General features: G+C 58.9%; 14 protein-coding genes. 2 read left to right on the forward strand and 12 right to left on the reverse strand.

Features of this window, described 5'->3' with window-relative positions; all coding sequences use genetic code 11:
* Positions 1–217: 217 nt before the first annotated feature.
* Complete coding sequence (locus HV782_RS14445) at positions 218–1519, forward strand: OprD family porin (RefSeq protein WP_128615272.1); 1302 nt, start codon at positions 218–220, stop codon at positions 1517–1519.
* 142 nt (positions 1520–1661) lie between these two features.
* Here the strand turns inward: HV782_RS14445 and HV782_RS14450 are convergent, their stop codons facing one another.
* From HV782_RS14450 to HV782_RS14500, 11 genes are all read right to left on the reverse strand, one after another.
* On the reverse strand, positions 1662–2282 hold the full coding sequence (locus HV782_RS14450) for a transglycosylase SLT domain-containing protein (protein ID WP_186745979.1): 621 nt from the start codon (positions 2280–2282) through the stop codon (positions 1662–1664).
* Between the two features lie 48 nt (positions 2283–2330).
* On the reverse strand, positions 2331–3266 hold the full coding sequence (locus HV782_RS14455; protein ID WP_186745982.1) for a carbohydrate kinase family protein: 936 nt from the start codon (positions 3264–3266) through the stop codon (positions 2331–2333).
* A gap of 12 nt (positions 3267–3278) precedes the next feature.
* Entirely contained in the window at positions 3279–4775 is a 1497-nt protein-coding gene (xylB, locus tag HV782_RS14460) for a xylulokinase (RefSeq protein ID WP_186745984.1), read from the reverse strand.
* Positions 4776–5193: 418 nt separating this feature from the next.
* Complete coding sequence (locus HV782_RS14465; RefSeq protein ID WP_186745986.1) at positions 5194–6666, reverse strand: mannitol dehydrogenase family protein; 1473 nt, start codon at positions 6664–6666, stop codon at positions 5194–5196.
* A 16-nt stretch (positions 6667–6682) separates the two neighbouring features.
* Positions 6683–7786, reverse strand: a complete 1104-nt coding sequence (locus HV782_RS14470) for an ABC transporter ATP-binding protein (protein ID WP_123468495.1) — start codon at positions 7784–7786, stop codon at positions 6683–6685.
* A 166-nt stretch (positions 7787–7952) separates the two neighbouring features.
* Positions 7953–8783: a carbohydrate ABC transporter permease gene (locus HV782_RS14475; RefSeq protein WP_034154211.1), complete on the reverse strand. Its 831-nt coding sequence runs from the start codon at positions 8781–8783 to the stop codon at positions 7953–7955.
* Positions 8784–8791: 8 nt separating this feature from the next.
* Entirely contained in the window at positions 8792–9718 is a 927-nt protein-coding gene (locus HV782_RS14480; RefSeq protein WP_123468499.1) for a carbohydrate ABC transporter permease, read from the reverse strand.
* A gap of 173 nt (positions 9719–9891) precedes the next feature.
* Positions 9892–11202 (reverse strand): ABC transporter substrate-binding protein, encoded by a 1311-nt coding sequence (locus HV782_RS14485; RefSeq protein ID WP_186745988.1) that lies wholly within the window; start codon positions 11200–11202, stop codon positions 9892–9894.
* Positions 11203–11444: 242 nt separating this feature from the next.
* Positions 11445–12350 (reverse strand): AraC family transcriptional regulator, encoded by a 906-nt coding sequence (locus HV782_RS14490; protein WP_186745990.1) that lies wholly within the window; start codon positions 12348–12350, stop codon positions 11445–11447.
* Positions 12351–12455: 105 nt separating this feature from the next.
* Positions 12456–13289, reverse strand: coding sequence for a phosphatidylinositol-specific phospholipase C domain-containing protein (locus tag HV782_RS14495; protein WP_437180221.1), 834 nt, complete (start codon positions 13287–13289; stop codon positions 12456–12458).
* A gap of 169 nt (positions 13290–13458) precedes the next feature.
* Entirely contained in the window at positions 13459–14751 is a 1293-nt protein-coding gene (locus tag HV782_RS14500; protein ID WP_186745994.1) for a glycosyltransferase, read from the reverse strand.
* 249 nt (positions 14752–15000) lie between these two features.
* On the opposite strand from HV782_RS14500, the gene HV782_RS14505 reads away from it, so the two are divergent.
* Positions 15001–17334, forward strand: coding sequence for a hypothetical protein (locus tag HV782_RS14505; protein WP_186745997.1), 2334 nt, complete (start codon positions 15001–15003; stop codon positions 17332–17334).
* A gap of 76 nt (positions 17335–17410) precedes the next feature.
* Here HV782_RS14505 and HV782_RS14510 read toward each other — a convergent pair whose 3' ends face one another.
* On the reverse strand, positions 17411–17773 hold the full coding sequence (locus HV782_RS14510; RefSeq protein WP_128614085.1) for a response regulator: 363 nt from the start codon (positions 17771–17773) through the stop codon (positions 17411–17413).
* Positions 17774–17966: the final 193 nt, after the last annotated feature.

Consider the following 17966-nt stretch of genomic DNA (forward strand, 5'->3'; position numbering starts at 1 on the left):
CGTGCGTGCGCAATTAACACGGTTCTGTCCGAACCGGCACTGAAGAATCATCAGTCAGTTTCAGACTAAAGTCGCCTGTGGCCCGTCAAAGCCATCTGCCATCATTGCGACTCACCCCTGCGTGTTCACTTTCTCCCGGCTCAGCCTGACCCGGGACGGGAGCTATTTTTCTGGCTTATTGCGCCTCTGCGCAAACGCTGCATTGTTGGAGTTTTTCATGCGTCCCCCATTCCCCCTGATCACCCCGCGCCAGTCGTTTGGCTTCGGAGCTGTTGTGCTGTGCGCCGGTTTTGCCGCGCAGGCTCAGGCCAGCGGATTTTTTGAAGACACCACGGCGAAAATCGAATCGCGCACGGTGTACTTCAACCGCGATTTCCGTGATGGGCACACCTCGAACGATCAGGGCGCCTCCAAGCGTGAAGAGTCGGCTCAGGGTTTCATTCTCAATCTGCAATCGGGGTACACCGACGGCACGGTCGGCTTCGGTCTCGATGCGCTGGGCATGCTCGGTTTGCAACTCGATTCCAGCCCTGACCGCAGCAACAGCGGCTTGTTGCCATCGAGCGGTGACAACCCACGCGGCTCGAAAGGTCAGTACGCAAAAATGGGCCTGACCGCCAAGGTCAAGGTCTCGGACACGGTGCTGAAATACGGCGCGCTGCTGCCCGATCTGCCGTTGCTCAAGTACAACGACGGTCGACTGCTGCCGACGATGTTCAACGGTGCGATGCTCACTTCCAGGGAAGTGCAGGACCTGACCTTCATGGCTGCGCGCCTGGACAAGTACACCGCGCGCGATTCCAGCGATTCGCAAGACATCCGCGTGCATTGCAAGAACAAGCGCTACGCGTGCAACACCACCGCCGATCATTTCGACATGTACGGCGTCGACTACAAGATCAATGATCGCCTGACCGCGCAGTATCACTACGCGGAACTGGAAGATATCTATCGCCAGCACTTCGTCGGGCTGTTGGGCAATCAGCCGCTGGGCGATGGTGTGTTAAAGGCGGATCTGCGTTTGCTGAAGAGCGCTGACAGCGGCGATGCCAAGGCCGGGTCCATCGACAACCGAGCGTTGAGCGGCATGCTGTCTTACGCGTTGAGCGGCCACACTTTCAGCGCCGGCTGGCAGCGCATGAACGGCGACAACTCGATGCCGTACCTCGATGGCAGCAATCCGTATCTGGTCAACTACGTCCAGGTCAACGACTTCGCCGCCGCGCAGGAGCGTTCCTGGCAGTTGCGTTATGACTATGACTTCAAGGCAATCGGCATCAATGGCCTGAGTTTCCTCACCCGTTATGTGAACGGTGACCATGTCAAGGTGCCGGGCAGTGATCAGGAAGGCAAAGAGTGGGAACGTGACAGCGAATTGAAGTACGTGATTCAGACCGGCACGTTCAAGGATGTAAGCCTGCGCCTGCGTAATGCGACTTACCGCACCAACTACGAGCAGTTCGCCCGGGATGTGGATGAGACCCGGTTGATTGTGAGTTACAACTTTTCGCTGTTGTAAGACTTCGATCTGTAGCGTCTGATCGAGCGCTATCGCGGGCAAGCCCGCTCCCACAGGTTTCTTTGGTGTTCACGAGATTAGTGTTCACCGCAGATCCCCTGTAGGCGTGAGCCTGCTCGCGATGGAGTCCTTGAAATGGCTGTTACAACCAATGCCAGAACCGGCTCCAGAAGCCGCGATTCAGATCCTCCTTGCATCCGGCATATTGCTGCGCATACAGGTCTGAACGGTTCTGCACCTTGCGCGCCGTCGGCATCAGCCAGGCTTTGCTGGCGTAGGTCTTGTTGCGGAATCCGCCCCAGCCTTCGTGGTAGTTGAGGTACTGGTTATAGGCGTCGTATTTGTACACGCCGTTGATCGAGGTGGTCTTGTCCATGTACCAGCCGACAAAGTCGATTGCGTCGTCGAAGTCTTCGCGGTCGGCCCAATTGCGCCCGGTGCTTTTCTGATAGTCGGACCACACTTCGTCCTTGGCTTGCGCATAACCGGCGGCGGTCGATACGCGGCCCCACGGGATCACCCAGAGCAGGTATTTGCGCGGGGTCTTGGCGTCGTAGCGGTAACCGGACTCCTGATACATGATCGCGAAAGGCACCTGAATCGGCACGCCCCAGCGCCGTTGCGTGACTTGTGCGGCGTCGTACCAGTCGCTCTTTTCGCGAAAGATCTCGCAGATGTTTTCAGGGGAACGGGGCGGCGAGGTGCCGCACCCGGTCAACAGTGTCGCGAGTACCAGAAGTCCAACCGTCTGCCCTGAATTCAAAAGCCGTCATCCCGTCATGCGCGTGAAAAAGGGCGACAGTCTACGCGCTCAGGACAATTGGTGACGATAGGGGAGATCCGGACCGGTCTTGCTGCAGGTCAGGGCGGCCGCCCGCACGGCAAAGCCGAGCATGGCGTCGATCTGTTCGCGGCTCAGTTGTTGTACGCCTTCAACCGAATCCAGCCGGTGCTCGGTCAGCCAGGTGATGAGCGCTGCCTGGAAGGTGTCGCCGGCGCCGACGGTATCGGCGATCTTCACCGAGCAGGCTGGCACCGACCACGAGCCGTGCGCACGACTGAACACGCTCGCGCCTTCGCCGCCACGGGTGAGGAACACCAGTTGGCAGCGATGTTCGAGCCAGCTTTCGATCACGCGCTGCGGATCCTGCTCGGGGTAGAGCAGGCTCAGGTCTTCGTCGCTGACTTTGATCATGTCGGCCAGTTGCACCAGCGTCGCCACGCGCTCGCGCCACAGCGCAATGTTCGGCTGCGGATTGAGGCGCACGTTCGGGTCGAGGGTGATCAGGCGTTTGCCGCTTTCGCGCTGGACGAGAGCGAGCAGGGTATCGGCGACGGGCTGCACCACCAGCGAAAACGAGCCGATGTGCAAACCACGTACCTGCGAAAGTGACGGCAGGTGCGCGAGGCTCAACTGCCGATCCGCACAACCTTCACCGCGAAAGCTGTAATGCGGCGAACCGTTCGCACCTACGGCGACCATTGCCAGGGTGGTCGGCGCGGCGAAATCCACCAGATAGTCCGGGCGCACGCCTTCCTCCTGCAACACCTGTTGCAAGCGCCGGCCGAGGTAGTCCGTAGACAGCCCGGCAAACAGCGCCGAGTCCACGCCAAGACGGCGCAGACCCACGGCGACGTTGAACGGCGAGCCGCCGGCAATCGCCTTGAAATTGACTTTCGACGCCTGCCCGCTGGCATCGTCTTCGCTGAAGAAATCAAACAGGGCTTCGCCACACACCAGATACATAATTGTTCGCTCTTATAGGGTTGCGACATGCTGTTGATAGCGTTCATAGACCTGCTGGAACGCCGCGACATTCGCGGCGACCGGCAGGGTTTCACTGTTCAGGTCAAGCTTCACGCAGCGTTCGCACAGGGCGGCGAGCGTGTCTTCGTGGCCGTTCGACCAGGATTCGCACCACGCCGCTTGTATCGCCGCGCCAAGGGCGGCGGCTTCGCTTTGTTCGGTGCAGATGACCGGGGTGTTCATGATGTCGGCGACGATCTGCCGCCACACCGCGCTTTTCGAGCCACCGCCGATCAGGCAAATGCTGCGGCTTTGTAAACCATTGTGGCGCAGTAAATCCAGCCCGTAGCGCAGACCGAAGGTGGTGCCTTCGACGGCGGCGCGACACAGATTGGCCTGGGTCAGGTTGTCCAGCGTCAGCCCGTGCAGGCTGCCGCTGGCGTGGGGCAGGGCGGGGACGCGTTCGCCATTGAAAAACGGCAATAGCGTCACGCCCTCGGCACCGATCGGCGCCTGGGCCACCTGCGTGTTGAACTGTTCCAGGTCGAGGTCGAACAACTGGCGAATCGCGCCGGTGGCATTGGTCAGGTTCATGGTGCAGATCAGCGGCAACCAGCCGCCGCTGGAAGAACAAAACGTCGCGACCGAGGCATCCGGGCTGACGGTGGGCGCATCGGCATAGGCGTACACCGTGCCTGACGAGCCAAGGCTCATGGTGATTGCACCGGGCTGAATGTTGCCGGTGCCAATGGCGCCCATCATGTTGTCGCCGCCGCCACTGGATACCCGTGCGGCGGGGTTGAGGCCGAGCTGTTCGGCAATGGCCGGCAGGATCGTGCCGACCGGCTGGTGGGCGTCGATCAGTTCCGGAAGGGCGGCTTGCAGGCGACCGCTGGCGTCGATGTCGCGCAGTAATTGCAAGTCCCACTGACGGCTGCGCACATTGAAGTAACCGGTGCCCGAGGCATCGCCGTATTCGCTGCAGGCGCGGCCGGTGAGCCAGAAGTTGAGGTAGTCATGAGGCAGCAGGATGTGGGCGATGCGCGAGAAAACCGCCGGATGCTGTTCCTGGGTCCAGAGCAGTTTCGACACGGTGTAGCCCGGCGCGATGACCACGCCGAGGCGTTCCAGTGATCCCTTTTCGCCGCCCAGGTGCTTGAGCAAGCGGTCGTTTTCGGCGCTGGTTTCGGTATCGCACCAAAGCTTGGCCGAGCGCAGTACCTGGCCCTGATCGTCGAGCAAGACCAGGCCGTGTTGCTGGCCGGAGACGCCGATGCCGAGGATCGACTGGCCGTCGACATTTGCTGCCAACAAGGCCTGGCGGGTGGCGAGGGTGAAGGCTTCCAGCCATTGCTGGGTGTCTTGCTCGCGGCGGCCGTTGGCGCCGCTGATCATCGTGTGGGCGGCGGCGCCCTGGCCGAGGACTTGACCGCTGGCGGCGTCGAGGATGATGGCTTTGGTGCCTTGGGTGCCGCAGTCGATGCCCAGGAACAGTTGTTGTGTTGTCATGTGTGAACCACTCGGGTGTGGTGAAGATCAAGAGCTTACCCCCTCACCCCAACCCTCTCCCCCAAGGGGGCGAGGGGGAAGGGAGCCGATCGGGGGCTGTTCAAAACCTGAGTTCGATTCCGGTTCTGTCAATCAGTGGCTGTTCAAAACCTGAGTTCGACTCCGGTTCTGTCAATCAGTGGCTGCTCAAAACCTGAGTTCGACTGCCGACCTCTCAATCAGGTGCTGCTCAGAACCTGAGTTCGACTCCGGTTCTGTCAATCAGTGGCTGTTCAAAACCTGAGTTCGACGGCCGACCTCTCAATCAGGTGCTGTTCAGAACCTGAGTTCGACTCCGGACGTTCAGGTCGATGTAACTTGCACAAACCACTCGGTCAGTTCCCTCTCCCTCCGGGAGAGGGCTAGGGTGAGGGGCTTTTCAGGCGAGTATCCGTTCCAGCGTCCGCGTCACACCGTCCTCGCGCAAACTGTTGCAGCACCACTCAAACGCCGCGACAAACTCCGCCGAACGCGGTATCGCCGTGCCGAAAATTTCCTCAACCGCCAACAACCGCTGAGTCATTAAAGCATCGTCCGCCACCAACGCCTGACAAAACGCCGCGCGCGGATCCGGGATCGAATAGGTATCACCATTCTCATCCACACCCTTCAAATACAACGCCCACGCCGCCACCACCAACGCCGCACGCTTAGTCTCCTGCCCATCGGCAATCAACCGGTTGATGGTCGGAATGGTGAACTTGGGAAACTTCGACGAGCCGTCCGAACACACTCGCTCCAACTGATCGGCAATCGCCTGATTGGAAAACCGCGCCACCAGCGTGTGCTTGTAATCCGTCAGGTCAATGCCCGGCACCGGCGCCAGTTGCGGGGTCACGTCCAGGTCCATATAGGCGCGCATATAACGCACGAACAGCGGGTCGTTCATGGTCTCGTGCACAAACCGATAACCCTTCAAAAAGCCCAGATACGTCAGCGCCAAGTGGCTGCCGTTGAGCAACTTGATTTTCATCTCTTCGTAAGGCGAAACATCGTCGGTGAACTGCACACCGACCTTTTCCCACGCCGGGCGACCGTTGACGAATTTGTCCTCCAGCACCCACTGCACAAACGGCTCGCAGACCACCGGCCAGGCATCATCCACCCCGTGTCTGTCGGCCAGTTGCAGTCGGTGCGCGGTGCTGGTCATCGGCGTTATACGGTCGACCATGGCGTTGGGGAAACTGACGTTCTGTTCGATCCAGTCGCGCAGCCCTGTGTCACGCAGGGTGGCGAAAGCCAGTAGCGCCTTACGGGTCACCGCGCCGTTGTGCGGCAGGTTATCGCAGGACATGATCGTGAACGCCGGCGTGCCTGCGCCACGGCGTTTTTCCAGCGCTGCGCAGAGGAAGCCGAACACGGTGGTCGGTGCGCTCGGGTGCGCCAGATCGTGCTGAATCTGCGGCAGGTGCGCCATGAATTCGCCGTTGCTGTCGTCGATGCAGTAGCCGCCCTCGGTGATGGTCAGCGAGACGATGCGAATCTGCGGGTCGGCGAGTTTGTCGATCAGCACCTGGGCTCCGTCTTCGGCCAGCAGCATGTCGCGGATCGCGCCGATCACTCGCACTTCGGTGTCGTCGCTGTCGCCGAGTTCGAACAGGGTGAACAGGTAGTCCTGCTCCTTGAGATCGTCGCGGGCGCGGCGGTCGTCGGCGCGCAGGCCGACTCCGCAAATGGCCCAGTCTAGCGCTTCGCCAGTGTTCATCAGCGCATCGGTGTAATACGCCTGATGCGCGCGGTGGAAGCCGCCGACGCCAATGTGCGCGATGCCCTGGCGAGTGTCGCTGAGGCGGTAGGCGGGCAGCTTCACTTCGGCCGCGAGGCGGTGCAGGTTGTGTTTATTCAGTTTCATCGGGCAAGTCTCGAAATCAGGCTGCAGCGCGCAGCGGACGGGTCAACGCCACGCCTTCGGCATCGAATAAATGGCAGTGGGCCGGGTCCAGGTGCAGGCTCAGTTGTTCGCCGTAGCGGCTGGCCAGATCCCCGCGTACCCGCATGGTCAGCGCTTCGCCGGCCTGTGTGGTGACGTGGCAGAAGGTGTCGCTGCCCAGGCGTTCGCTGACGTCGGCGGTGACTTGCAAGGTGCAGTCGCCCGGTTGTGCGGGCTCCAGATGTTCCGGGCGAATGCCCAGGGTCACCGCGCTGCCGACGCTCAGGCTGGCGGCGTTGAATGGCAAGGTGATGCGCGTACCGGCATCCAGCGAGACCTCGCAGGTCTGGCTGTCGACGCGGGCGATCTTGCCCTTTAGGAAGCCCATTTTCGGCGTGCCGAGAAAACCGGCGACGAACAGGTTGGCCGGGTTGTGATAGAGATCCAGCGGCGAGCCGACCTGTTCGATCCTGCCGCCATTGAGCACCACGACTTTGTCGGCCATGGTCATCGCTTCGACCTGGTCGTGGGTCACGTAGATCATGGTCGCCTGCAGGTCCTTGTGCAGGCGCAGCAGTTCCAGACGCATCTGCACCCGCAGGGCGGCGTCGAGGTTGGACAGCGGTTCGTCGAACAGGAAGATTTTCGGATTGCGCACGATGGCGCGGCCGATCGCGACACGTTGCCGCTGGCCGCCCGAGAGCTGTTTCGGCTTGCGTTCCAGCATCGGCCCGAGTTCGAGAATCCGCGCTGCCTCGCCGACTTTCTTCTCGACTTCGGCCTTCGGCACACCGGCCAGATCGAGGGCGAATGACATGTTTTTCTTCACGGTCATGTGCGGGTAGAGCGCGTAGGTCTGGAACACCATCGCCAGGTCGCGCTTGGCCGGGCTGACTTCGGTGATGTCGCGGCCATCGAGTTCGATGGTGCCGCCGCTGACCTCTTCAAGGCCGGCGATCAGCCGCAGCAAGGTGGATTTACCGCAACCGGACGGGCCGACGAAGACCACGAATTCCTTGTCGTTCACTTCCAGGTCGATGCCCTTGATGATGGAGAAACCTTCGAAGCCTTTTTGCAGATTCTTGATTTTCAGGTTGGCCATGATGGTGGGCCTCCGCAATGTTGTTATTCGTATGAGCCTTGCAGGCTTTTTTGTAGGCCTTCGCCTGCTCGCGATGGGGCCATGTCAGCCGACAGCGCCGCTGAATGACACTCCGCTATCGCGAGCTGGCGAAGGCCTACAGGGGATTGTGTTGAGTTGGTGAGATTCATTTCACGGCGCCGAACGACAGGCCGCGCACCAGTTGTTTCTGGCTGATCCAGCCGAAGATCAGGATCGGCGCACACGCCAGGGTCGACACCGCCGACAACTTGGCCCAGAACAAGCCTTCAGGACTTGAGTACGAGGCGATCAGCGCGGTCAGTGGCGCGGCTTTCGACGAGGTCAGGTTCAGCGACCAGAAGGCCTCGTTCCAGCACAGGATCAGTGACAGCAGCACGGTCGAGGCGAGGCCGCCCTTGGCGATCGGCAGCAGTACGCGGACCATCTCCTGCCACAGCGTGGCGCCGTCAAGGCGCGCGGCTTCGAGGATGTCCTTGGGGATGTCTTTGAAGTAGGTGTAAACCATCCAGACCACGATCGGCAGGTTGATCAGGGTGTAGATCACGATCAGCGCGATGCGCGTGTCGAGCAGGCCGAAACTCTTGGCCAGCAGATAGATCGGCATCAGCACGCCCACCGGCGGCAGCATTTTCGTTGAGAGCATCCACAGCAGCGTGCCTTTGGTGCGCTGGGTTTCGTAGAACGCCATCGAGTACGCCGCCGGCACCGCGATCAGCAGGCACAGGGCCGTGGCGCTGAAGGAGATCACCACCGAGTTCCAGGCGAAACTGAAGTAATCGCTGCGCTCATTGATGTGCAGGTAGTTTTCCAGCGTCGGCGTGAAGATGAACTGCGGTGGCGTGGCGAACGCGTCGATTTCGGTCTTGAAACTGGTCATCACCATCCAGAAGATCGGGAAGAAGATCACGATCGCGATGGCCCAGGCCAGGGTGCCGAGCAGCAGGCTTTGCAGCCGGCGGGATTGTTGAAGAGTCATGGCGGGCCTCAGGCTTTGTCAGTCAGGTTTTTGCCGATCATCCGCACCAGAATGATCGCGGCGATGTTGGCGATGACCACGGCAATCAAACCGCCCGCCGACGCCATGCCGACGTCGAACTGCACCAGCGCCTGGTTGTAGATCAGGTAGGCGAGGTTGGTCGAGGCGTAGCCGGGGCCGCCGTTGGTGGTGGTGAAAATCTCGGCGAACACCGACAGCAGGAAGATCGTTTCGATCATCACCACCACGGCAATCGGCCGCGCCAGGTGCGGCAGAGTCAGGTGCCAGAAGATCGCGACAGGGCCGGCGCCGTCGAGGCGTGCGGCTTCCTTCTGTTCCTGGTCGAGGGACTGCATGGCGGTCATCAGGATCAGGATCGCGAAGGGCAGCCATTGCCACGAGACAATGATGATGATCGACAGCAGCGGATAGTGCGCCAGCCAGTCCACCGGCTCGGCGCCGAACAGCCGCCAGACGTACGCGAGGATTCCCGAGACCGGATGGAAAATCAGGTTCTTCCAGATCAGCGCGCCTACGGTGGGCATGATGAAGAACGGTGAGATCAGCATGACCCGCACGATGCCGCGGCCGAGAAATTCGCTGGCCTCCAGCAGGGCACTGATCAATACACCGAACACCACGCTGATCAGCAGCACGCTGCCGACCAGCAACAGGGTGTTGGTGGCGCCGGGCAGGAAGCCCGAGTCGGTGAGGAAGTAGCTGAAGTTCTCCAGCCCGATGAATTCGTTCACCCCCGGATCGAGCAGGTTGTAGCGAATCACCGAGAAGTAAAGGGTCATGCCCAGCGGCACGATCATCCACAGCAGCAATAGGGCCACCGACGGGCTGACCAGAAACCAGCCGGGATTGGCCACACGGTTTTTACGCTGGGGTTGCGACAGGTCGAGGTGGGCTTTGGCAGTTGAAGTATTCATGGTGATCACAACCGTTTGGGTGCAGATACATGTTCAGGAAAGACAACCTTCCTGACATCGACGCGAACCCTGTGGGAGCGGGCTTGCCCGCGATGGCGATTGAGCAGTCGACATCAATGTTGAAGGTGCCGGCCCCATCGCTGGCAAGCCCGCTCCCACAGGTTAAGTGGCGGTTACTTGGGATAACCGGCGCGCTTCATCTCGCGTTCGGTGGTTTGCTGCGCGGCGGCCAGGGCCTGGTCCACCGTGGTCTGGCCGATCAGCGCCGCCGAGAACAGCTTGCCGACTTGAGTGCCCACGCCCTGGAATTCAGGAATGGTCACCAGTTGAATGCCGATGTAAGGCACCGGTTTCAGCGTCGGTTTGCTCGGATCCGCCGCTTTCAGCGATTCCAGCGTGACCTTGGCGAACGGCGCCGCGCTCATGTAGGCGTCGCTGTACGTCGAGGCACGGGTGCCCGGCGGTACGTTGGCGATGCCGTCGGTCTTGGCCACCAGCTCACCGTACTCCTTGGATGTGGCCCAGGCGCTGAACGCTTTCGCGGCGTCCTTGGCCTTGGAGCTGGTCGGAATCGCCAGCGCCCACGAGTACAGCCACGCCGAACCTTTGTCGGTGACTTGATGGGGCGCAAAGGTGAAGCCGACGTGGTCGGCGACCTTGCTCTGGGTCTTGTCGGTGACGAACGAGCCGGCGACGCTGGCGTCGACCCAGATCGCGCATTTACCGCTGTTGAACAGCGCCAGGTTTTCGTTGAAACCGTTGCTCGAAGCGCCCGGCGGGCCGGATTTTTTCATGGTGTCCACGTAGAAGTTCAGCGCGTTTTTCCATTCCGGACCGGTGAATTCGGGTTGCCATTTCTCATCGAACCAGCGCGCGCCATAGGCGTTGGCCACCGTGGTGATCAACGCCATGTTCTCGCCCCAGCCGGCCTTGCCGCGCAGGCAGATGCCGTACTGCTCTTTATCCTTGCGGGTGAGTTTTTCGGCGAAGCCGGCGATCTGTTCCCAGGTCGGACGCTCGGGCATGGTCAGGCCGGCCTCCTTGAACAGGTCGGTACGGTAATAGGTGATCGAGCTTTCGGCGTAGAACGGCAGGGCGTACAGCGAGCCTTTGACCGAGAGGCCTTCGCGCACCGACGGGAACACATCGTCGAGGGCATAACTGGCCGGCAGATCTTTCATCGGTTCCAGCCAGCCTTTGGCGCCCCACAGTGCAGCTTCGTACATGCCGATGGTCAATACATCGAACTGTCCGCCCTGGGTAGCGATGTCGGTGGTCAGGCGTTGGCGCAGGACGTTTTCTTCCAGCACCACCCAATTGAGCTTGATGTCCGGATGCTCGGTCTCGAAGTTTTTCGAGAGCTTCTGCATGCGAATCATGTCGCTGTTGTTGACGGTGGCGATGGTCAGGGTCTGGGCGCCAAGGCTGACGCTGCTTAGGGTCATGCAGGTGAGGGCAAGCAGAGCTTTTGCAGTGGGTTGCATCGTGCACTCCTTTTCTGCGCCCGGAGACGGCAGAAGGACAGTTATTGTTTTTGTGTCTTCCGAATGCAGGAAGAATGTGCACTGATTACAGCGTTCATTCGTCGGGCTGACAAATCATCCGTAGCACTTGAACCGATACTTTTTTGCACTCGCGATTGCGGGCGAGAACCCAGGGAAGGGTTATCCAGTCAGTACAGGTCTTCGACTCTGAACAGATCAAGACCTGCGGGAGAATTGTGTTGTCAGCCGTGGTTTTGTTCAGTCAGACGCTGCACCGCGAGGCGCCGATAATGCGAGGGCGTCATGCCCTTGAGCTGCTGAAAACGCCGGTTGAAGTTGGAGATGTTGTTAAACCCCGACTCGAAACACACTTCGGTCACCGGTTTGTCGCCGTCGGCCAGTAATTCGCAGGACTTGCTGATGCGCAGGCGATTGACGAACTCGATGAAGTTGCGGCCGGTGGCTTGTTTGAACACGCGACTGAAGTAGGTGGGTTTCATGCCCAGGTGCTCGGCCACTTCTTCCAGCGGCAGTTCCCGGGCGTAGTGGGCGAAGATGTAATCCACCGCGCGGTTGGTGCGGTCGATATTGTGTTCGTCGGCCAGTTGCGGAGTGGTGGCGCCGGACAGCAGTTGATAGTCGTCACTGGCCGCCAGCAATTCCATCAGGATGAAGAAGTGCCCAAGGCGGGTGATGCCCCCAGAGTCGGCGATCCGTTGCATCAACGTCATGGCCTGGCGAATCGTGCGTTTACTGCGAAATTCGATGCCGTACTGCGCGCGCTCCAGTAGCGGAGCCAGTGTCTTGAGCTCGGCGAACACGTGGTGTCCGCTGTCGAACAGCTCATCGGTGAAGTTGACCAGCATGTCGCGTTTCTCGACCACTTCGCCTTCCTCCACCTGGCTGATCCAGTTGTGCGGCAGGTTGGGGCCGGTGAGAAACAGCGTTTCAGGAAAAAAGTTGCCGATGTAGTCGCCGATAAACACCTTGCCGGAACTGGCGACGATCAAGTGAAGTTCGTACTCCTTGTGAAAGTGCCAGCGCACTAACGGGCAAGGAAAACCATGCTGACGGTAGATGATGGACAACCCGTTGTGGTCATCCATCAACTCGTAGGAGGGGTCGGTCACGCGGGCGGTTCGGGTCATGACAAGGCACTTTTTTTGTTATCGCCCCTTGATCATGCCTCGTTTGGCGTGTGGGTTGCCAGGGTTGAGACGCGCTGGTCCGGTTGCCTTACCCCGCCATCAGACTCATATAGGACGCGGGCGGGGTAAGGCCTTTTTCAGGTTCACTGCCCGGCAGTACGCGACAATCCGGCTTTCCTCGATGAAGTCGACATTGATGATGTTGCAATTAATGGCCCAATCGCTGGTTTGCGGATCAAACCAGCGGTCGAGTTCACGGTGAATGTCCACCGGCCCACCCAGAGCACTGTAACTGGTGGCGGACAGCGACCACGGTCTCCAGGTCCCGGGCGGGCTTTTCATCACTTCGCTGATGTAGTGCTGCAGCTCATCGCTATGGGTGATGCCATTGCCGCTCCACTTGTGCATGACCTGTTCGAGAAACACGCTTCGATTCACTTCTCTGGGCAACGGCGCTGCGACCAGTACCCGTTGCTGCGTACTGATGCGTTTAAGTTGCCCCAGACTGAGGTGTTGGTTATGCGCAGGAATAATGCGATCGCCCAGTAGGTGAATGACCATGTCGTGAAAGTAGACTAAGTTGAACCCTTCGCCTTCCAGTTGGTGAAAGTCGATGAGAATGAACTCGTCCGGGTTGCGATCGAGGAAATTTCTGGTGTCGCTCAGCAGGTCGCCCAATGTTCTTGAATTGAGAAAACCGTTGTGTTGGGCTCGGAACTTCCCAATCCCCACACCCTTGGGATCCCAACTCAAGCGGATATCAAGCGCACGCGCACCGTTATGCAACTGGGCATAAAAAGAATCGTGCTGACACGCCAGCCAGTGGCGGGGTGGTCCGAAAAAAGGGTACGAGGCCTGCCAGTCACTCCCGGCATTGTGAGTGCCGGGGAGTGTCAGTTCCAGCAGCGATAAAGAGTCGATCTGCGGTGTCGCCGCCATCCAGTTATTCGGCGAAAAGTTGAATACTTGATTGTTCAATTGTTTGCTTCCTGCATGCTTTAGTGATTTTGCGCCAATGCTGAAGTTGTGCATGGCGCAGGCAGGAAGTTCTAAAGTAAAGTTTGCAGCTTGGCTATGTTGTGTTTGATGCCAAGTGTGTTTTTAGGCTTTATTTATTTTTATTCTTCGCTTCAATCCATTGCGACATATATTGTGTGCTTTTGTGCGAGTGATGCCGCAGCATGCTGCCGATGAAGTTCTGGGCTCGCAGAGTTTGCAGGTTCTGTTGGCAATAACGCAGTTTTTCAATCAGCGCCGGACCATGGATGGCGCGTTGGTAGCGCTCACCGAGCAAGGTGTTGCCTGTCTGTTGGGCTGCCTGCCAAAGCGCCTCGTCGGTATACAGCGCAACAGCCCGGGTGGCGAACTCGCTGGCACTGTGTGTGATCGCACCGGGCCAGAGCGCATCGCCGTGCATGCCTTCAGCGCCAATTGGCGTGGTCACGCTGGGCGTACCGCACATCATGGCGTCGAGCAATTTGCCCTTGATACCCGCGCCAAAACGCAGAGGGGCCAGGCACACCCGCGCCGCGGCCATCACCTGCAACGCATCTTCGGCCCGGTTCAGCACATGAAAGCCCTGCGCGGCGTTATGCAGGGCTGTGGCTTTGGGCGGCGTGTAAGCACCGTAAATGTGTAACTGCGCATCCGGCAATTGCTGACGAATCAGCGGCCAGACTGTGGATTTCATCCAGAGCACTGCGTCCCAGTTGGGTGCGTGCCGGAAGTTGCCAATGCTCAGAAAGTGCGCGCGATCGGCAAATGTCCGCGGCGGGGCGCTCGGCGAATCAACCATCAGCGGGCACTCATGCAGCAAATGCCGTGGCAAGCCGAATTGCTCGACCAGCAAGGCGATTTCCACGGCGGAGATCATCAGGTTCAGGTCGCAGCGGTACAGCGCGGCGATTTCGCGTTTGGCCAGATCGCTGTCGGCCATGGACAGGAACTCTTCGTGCAGTGCCGGTGCAAACAAGTCGCTGAAGTCATCCTGATCACTGTTGTTTTTCAGACGATCCTTGAGACGCTGATGGCGAGCATGACGCAGGCTTTGCAGATCGGACGTCTCCAACACGCGCAGGGCGTTCGGGCAATGTTGTTCAACACGCCAGCCGAACTGTTCCTCCATCATGAACTGGTCGAACAACACGATATCCGGCGCCAGTTCGCTGATGAAGGTATCGAAGCTGCTGTTGTTGAGCTCGATCGGCACTTCGCGAATGCCCAGCGCTGCCAGATCCGCCATGTGCTCGCCGGGGCTTGCCGGACTGCTGAAGGTGACTTCCCAGCCTTGTTGCAAGAACGTTTCGAGGATCTGCATGACGTGCCCGCTGGCCGCCGAAGAGCGCGGTTCCGGCCAGACGTAACCGATGACCAGGACTTTGGTGGCAGTGGGGTGAGTCATGAAACATGTTCCTTCGCAGCAGTAGGGGGCATATAAACGGGCGCAATTAAACCACAGGCGCGAAGGCTGGATGCAGCGATTCGCCAAGCGGATTAATAAAAGTCCATAGTTGATGGGTTGTGGCTGAAGTAAAGAATGCTAATAACTATTGTCTTTATGAAAGCGAAGAAGGGTTGTTAGTTTTGTGTTTACCGACAGTAGTGAAAAAAATGCATCCTGCATTTTAATACTGTGCGCATGAGATTAATGATGAGTAAGTATTTGCCAGGAATTCATGAGGATTTCGAAGATTCGTTGTCGTGGCTGCTGGACCCATTGGCGGAACTGGAAGAAGTTGCACTATCCCTGAATCCCCGAACAGCCCGCCTGACGGCGCCTCAAGATGATGTTTTTGACGGTGTAAATACCAGGGAATTGGCGGAAAGTGTCTGGAAAGGCTGCGCGATAATCACGGATCCCGTGGGTTTTGATCCGGCCAGCTTTATTCGGGATTGCATTGATGAAACAGTGCTGAAGATTGTGCAAGACGAGAAGCTGCGCGAAACAATTCAGTTTGACTCCGAGTTAGCGGTTAAATATTACGATCTTGACGCGCCCCAACGCAGTGATTCACTCAAAGGGGAGAAAAAACCGGTTGTTTGGAAAGAGAAGACGTTTACCCTGGCAGAAATCTGCACGGACTATCACTTGCGTCAGTTGAAACCCTTTTACGGGGTCGAGGTTCAATGGCCCGCCGAGTATCCGCAAGCGCTGGTTGACAGTTTCACTGACGCGGACTACCAGACTGACTTCAAACACTACGTCAGCGCTAACCTGAGTAACCCTGCAGTGGCGGCCTTCGCTCGCCTGCTGAAAAAAGCCGAGTTGAACAAGTTGGTCGTGGAGTTCATCAAAAGCGACAAGCGCTCTGCTGACGATCAACTTATTGCTTTCCATTACCTCAAAGGCTTGATTGCGCCACGCGTCATCAATCTGCACAGCGATCCTGATCTGAAGGTCGACAATGCCGTATTTATTGGCCACAGCAATCTTGGGCGCGGTGTGGTGTTCTTCCTGGGCGAAGACAGTGCTGCCTACGAATTTCCCGCCGGCCACGACGCCCGCGGAGCGTTTGTAGAAAACAACAGCGACTTTCAGAAACACCTGTTGAAACGGATTCCCTTGCGCGATCAGCAAAAGCCCCATGTACGTGATTTCAAATATCGAGGCCTGGAGTTTCCTGTTTTTGTCACCCGACCCAATTATCGGGAACTGGTCTTTCAATCCCGCCCGGATATCGGCCAGGCGTTGTTCGATCGTCAGGTCGACAGGGCGCTGGCAGACATCGACACGCTGGTTTCAACTCAGGCTGAGCGTCTCACCGATATCGCCCTGGAAGCCGCAGGGTATCTTCTGCAGTGCATCGCGTTTGCGGCCTCTTTGCCGTACGGCGGAACAGGCGCGCTGGCTTCCGCGCCGATTCGTATGCTGATTCCCTTTCTGTTGGGGCTTGGGGCCTCTGCAACGGATCTGGTGCGTGCCGGGATATCGGATGATCCGTCCGAAGCCGAGCGTTTGAGAATCAACGCAGCCATTGGCGTGCTGGCTGAACTGGCCGGCCCCATCGCTGAAAAAATACTCGGCAAAGCCCTGTCAGCCCTGGCCAAAAAAGACATCAGCCGGCGGGTGCTTCAGGCGCTCAAGAACAGTAATCGACCTTCAGTGTTGCGCCGATCGGCAACCCGGCTTCGCCAGCAACTGGCGAGCACCACCGGCAAGCAAATACCCGAGGCAGGCAAAGGTTTGCTGGTTGCCGGGTATTTGCAGGAGCTGTCCGGCGGGCCGAACGTGGCACAGACACTAGCGACGAATACCCAACTTGTGCGTCTTTCCGGCCCGGAAAAAGGCTATGTCTATCAGGGCTTCGTGTTCCGGGGAGACATGCGCGACCCGGCGATCATTTTCGAGAAGGGTTTCACTCAGCGCGCGCCGATCAGGCACCTCGATGAGATCAACGGTTTGAAGGGCGGTTACGGTGGTGCACATGACGCGCTCAGTCCCGATGGCGCAGGTATCTCCACCTCCGCGTTCTATAAGAAGGATGGGGCTGGCGCCTTCGTCTATGGCGGGCAAAAGGGCGGCCATACCTATTTCATTGATGCACGGCAGCTGGAAGGTTTTCATCTGTATGCCAATACCGAACTGGCCTTTCGTCCCGATTCCGGCTTGAAGACCCTGCCACCGCTGGAGATCAATTATGGCGTCGATCTGCCTCCCGCCTTGATTCTGGGAGCCTACGACTCACGCGGAAGGTTCATACCCAACCCGAAAGCGATCAATCGTGCCATCGCGGCAAGTGACATCAATCCGTTGAAGGGGGGCGGGCGCGAGGTCGGTAACAAGCTCCGCCAGCCGCTGGGGGCAGATGACCTGTTCTCCGATCTCGACTTTGGCAACGAAGCGGTCAGCGCCGAGGAGGCCATTGTGCCGGCGGTGCAGCCTGATTCCGCACCTGCTCGACCTGAAGCAGGCAAAGTCACCAGCGATGACATCACTGCGTTCAGAGAGCGGCAAAAAGCGAAGCGCGATCGAGCGAATCAATAAAGGCTGAAATAACCGGAGGGCGGGTTCCCTCTGGTTATTCCGGGGCACTGTGCATGACTGCAATGGCCGGCGGGTTTCATCGTTTCAGAATGCTGGTGACCTTGTCCCGCAACTGGTCAATCGAAAAGGGCTTGCCAATCACGTGCATGTCGGCGGGCACGTCGATGCTTTCGGCGTAGCCGCTGGCAAACAGGATAGGCAGGTCAGGGCGCAGGAGACGGGCGTGAGTCGCCAGCTCGCGGCCATCCATCACCGGCAGGCCGACATCCGTCATCATCAGATCAATGCGCAGGGCCGGATCCTTGAGCGTCTCGAGGGCCTGCTCGCTGCCATCGGCCTCAAGTACTTTGAATCCCAGCTCCTCCAGCACATCAACGATCAACATGCGCACGATGTTGTCATCTTCTACAACAAGGATGATGGACTGGGTGTCGGACATAATCAGGGCTCTCAAAGGTAAAATTCAGGGGCGCCGGTCGATCAAAAGTACCGGGCTCTTGCATGAGTAAGTGGCGCATGGCCACAAGTTCCCGCACGGATACAAAAAAGAATCGCGAGACACCTGACGGCAAGGATAACCGTTGACCGCCGGGTCAGCGCGGGCAAAAGCGGGAAATCACTGCTAAAACGAT

The organism is Pseudomonas monsensis (assembly GCF_014268495.2).
In the GTDB taxonomy this organism is placed as follows: Bacteria; Pseudomonadota; Gammaproteobacteria; order Pseudomonadales; family Pseudomonadaceae; genus Aquipseudomonas; species Aquipseudomonas monsensis.